The sequence below is a fragment of the Aminobacter sp. J41 genome, from assembly GCF_000526635.1.
GTDB lineage: Bacteria > Pseudomonadota > Alphaproteobacteria > Rhizobiales > Rhizobiaceae > Aerobium.
In genome coordinates this window covers 1-3,855 of sequence record NZ_JAGL01000076.1, presented here as the reverse complement: position 1 = coordinate 3,855, position 3,855 = coordinate 1, and the positions used below count along the sequence as shown (strand labels likewise).

General features: G+C 57.5%; 1 protein-coding gene. It reads left to right on the top strand.

Features of this window, described 5'->3' with window-relative positions; genetic code table 11:
• Nucleotides 1–154 precede the first annotated feature (154 nt).
• Nucleotides 155–3,748, top strand: coding sequence for a putative Ig domain-containing protein (locus tag L630_RS0120385; RefSeq protein ID WP_024850021.1), 3,594 nt, complete (start codon nucleotides 155–157; stop codon nucleotides 3,746–3,748).
• Nucleotides 3,749–3,855 lie beyond the last annotated feature (107 nt).

Sequence of the window (3,855 nt, the reverse complement as noted above, 5' to 3'; positions counted from 1 at the left end):
GAAGCCGAGGAACGCTACTACGCTATGCTCGAAGAGCCGGCCATGGCAGCGTGACTCAAACCAAAATGCCTCCGGCAATCCCGGCGCGGTTCAATACGATACCAGGCAGGGCCAGCGGATAACCTTACCCGCAGAGGGGATTAAGCTAACCTGGATGTCCCCTGGTCTCGAGTATGATACTCTCAGGACAATTTGGGCTGATGCTCCTGGCAACTACAATTTTAATTTCATCTACGAGATTGATGGATGGACCAGCGCCTCAAGTCGGGTCACTCTCAATGTCCTTGGCGATCCGACTATCGCGAGCGCCTCAGCGACGATCAACCCGGGGGAATCCTGGACCTTTGATCCTGTCGTGACAAGCTTCCAAGGGTATATATTAAACGCCGTCTCTGCGCCGTCCCATGGCTCTCTCAGCATTCACGGCAGCACGGTCACTTACACGCCGAATCCAGACTTTTCAGGCGAAGATGTCTTCTACTTGAATGGTGTGAAGCCTGGCGAAGACCCGACATCGAACGTCAAATTCACCGTCAATGTGCGCGAGCCGTTGCAGCTCGTAGATCATGACTTCTCAGGGGCGAAGGTCGGGACTCCGATCAGCCACAGTTTTCAGGTAACTGGAGCCAAGGGTAGTCTCTCGTTCGGCATCAAAGACGGCTTTCATCCTGTCGGAACCACTCTGCTGATGTCAGGTGAGCTTGGTGGGATCCCTACCCGAAGCGGTACCTACACGTTCACTGTCAGGGTGAGAGATGCGGCGACACTGCAGGAGGCTACAAAGAGCTATACGATTGTCGTCAGTCCGCCTGACTTCAACTTCTCCCCAGCTGCTAACAGCACTCTGACCGCGGTCATCGACCAGCCATTCAGCCAAGAGATCTCGGCAACGGTCTCATCAGGTGCGCCGGTCAGCCAAATTTCTCAGCTCGACGCGGTTCCACCCGGACTTACGTTTTCATCTGGTCCGACCGGATTGATCAGTGGTGCGCCAGTGCTTCAAGGTGACTACTATGTGGAATTCGAGGTTCTCGACATTTCTGGCAACACCAGCAGGGTAGGTTACACTATCTCAGTGATAACCCCGCGGCTCGACGTCCAGGCTCCGAGCATCGATCACGGAAAAGTCGGGCAACCGTTTGGTCCTTATCCGCTCGTCGCATCTGGCGGGGACGGGAATTACACCTTCGAGGTCGTAGACGGCTCCCTGCCAGCTGGCCTCACACTTACCTCTGCAGGCGTTATGGAAGGAACCCCGACCGCAGCTGACACTTCGACCGTGACCATAGAGGCGACTGATGGTTCGGCTACCACGGGGACTGTAACTGTTACCATCGTCGTTGATGCAGAGGATGTCGTCTTCACGTTCAATTACCCGGCCGGTGCGCTGCCGAGCGCCACGCGGACGAAGCCGTACGACATCACGATCTCGGCTGCCACGCAGTTCGGTGACGCAACTCTCTCGATGGAATCTGGCTCGCTGCCTGAATTCATGAGCTTCGATAACGGACGTCTGTACGGCCATCCGCTGGAGACGGGGGACTTTAGCATCACGGTACGGGCGACTGAGGGCAGCAACACTACGACTGCGGTCTACACCTTCACCATTCTCCCTCTAGGCGTTCCGGTCGTCGCCTCCGATACGGTTACGACCCAGAAGGGGGTCCCTGTCTCTATCGTCCCCGTCATCACTGGTGGCGAGCATGAGTACATTGTGGTCTCTGTTGACCCTCTGCACGGCTCGATCGACAGCGATGCCAATGGGTACGTCTACTACCCTAACGCAGGATTTGTGGGGACGGACACTTTCACCGTCCAGGCTTATAATGATGATGGTGCCTCTGCCCCTGCGGTCTTCACGGTGATTGTCGAAGGGGAGCCCGATCCCGCTCTCGAGATCGGTACAGCCTCGCTTCCAGATGGTACCGTGGGCGAGGAGTATTCTGCTTCCATCACTGCGATCAACGGCAATGGCCCGTACGTCTTCAACGTGACGAGCGGGGCTCTCCCCGAGGGGTTGAGCCTCTCAAACGCGGGCGTTCTCTCTGGCACTCCTACGAGCGATGGCACCTTCAATTTCCGGGTTGAGGTAACCGACAGCAACGCGGGGAGCGCAGCCAAGGATTTCGCGATTACCATTGCTCCGAACGATGATGATGACGATGACGACAACGAAGAGGAGGTATCCTTTACGTTCAGCCCCGCATCTGGCGCACTCCCGGCCGCGATGGCTGGCGAGCCATACGAGCAAGGCGTGTCCGCTTCGGACGGTGTTGCTCCGCTTACATACAATATCAAGAGCGGCAGCCTCCCTGATGGCATGATCCTCAACATCACCACGGGTGTCATCACAGGCCCTGCGGATCTCGAGAGCAAGGGCGACTATGCCTTCTCAATCGAGGTGCGTGATGCCAACGGTGCAACTGGTGCCGCGAGCTACACGCTCAAGGTCATCGAGCCCGAGGTGCAAGTTCGGGATCGTGTCGTGAACGTACCTGAAGGCCAGCAGCCTCCGAACATTGACCTGACTGAAGGGGCAACGGGTGGACCGTTCACTGCCGCCGCTGTTGTCGCTGTCGAGCCTGCACATGGTGGCACGGCAGAAATCGTGGGAGATCAGTATGCGGCCGCAGGCCCTGTAAGCCCGACTGGCTTCTACCTGAAGTTCACACCGAACCCGCAGTACAGCGGTTCCGTGAAGGTGACCTATTCGCTTATCAGCGCTCATGCTGGCTCCAGCGAAGGCGTGATCACTTACAAGCTGGTCGCCGACACCTCCAAGGTCGTCGAGGACATCGATCGTATGGTCCGCGGCTTTGTTGGGACCCGAATGAGCCTACTTTCATCCACCATCAAGGTCCCAGGCCTGATGGAGCGCAGACAGCTTGCTCATTCGACTTCAGCAGTCACGACCGCCTTCTCTCCAAGCGCTGATGGGCTGACAATGGGGCTCTCTACCAGCCTTATTCAGGTGGAAGCTGCTGAAGCTGACGGCCGACTGGCAAATGAGAGACCGTTCAATGTGTGGCTGGACACTACTTTCCTCGTCCACAATCGCGAGGAGAACGGCAACAAGTGGGGCAACTTCGGCATGGCATCCGTGGGTGCCGACTATCTCGTTACCCCGCAGTTCCTCGTCGGCATCTCCGCTCATTTCGACCGGATGACGGATCCAACCGATGAGGATGCGGAAATTACGGGCAACGGCTGGATGGCTGGCCCATATGCCTCCGTTGAGCTCGGCCGCGGTGTCTTCCGGGACACGAGCCTGCTGATTGGCGGCTCCTCGAACGATATCGACACGCTGCTGTGGGATGGTTCGTTCGATACCCGCCGTTTGATGTTCGACACGTCGATCAAGGGCAAGTGGGACATAGGCAACGGTATTGTCCTGACCCCTGCAGTCCGTGCCGTCTACTTCAAGGAGAAGGTCAAGGACTACGAGGTCACGGACGGGACCAATACGATCGGCATTGGAGGCCATACGCAGGAGCAGCTCCGCGTCCGCGCTGGGGTCGATATCGAGAAGACCTTCAAGCTGAGCAACGGCAAGGATCTCAAAGCCCGTGCAGGGATCACTGCTGGCTTCTCTGGCATGGATGGCAACGGAGCTTTCGCCCAAGCGAAAGCGGGCGTCAGCTACGAGTTCGGCGATGGGCTCTTCCTCGATGGCGATCTGCTCTACAACTACGGAAGCGGTGGCGAGCAGTCAGCTGGAGCCAAGGTTGGTCTCAGGTTCGCTTGGTAACATCAGAGCGGTCGAAAATTAGTGGTCTGCCCCCTGAAAAGTGGTCCTCCCTGAAGTAGGCTATTGAGCCGTAGGAGGACGTTGGAATGCCCCAGAAGAAGCACAAA

Excerpts from the sequence above, each read along its gene's own strand:
- L630_RS0120385 (WP_024850021.1), top strand. The coding sequence starts at position 155 with ATGTCCCCTGGTCTCGAGTATGATACTCTCAGGACAATTTGGGCTGAT.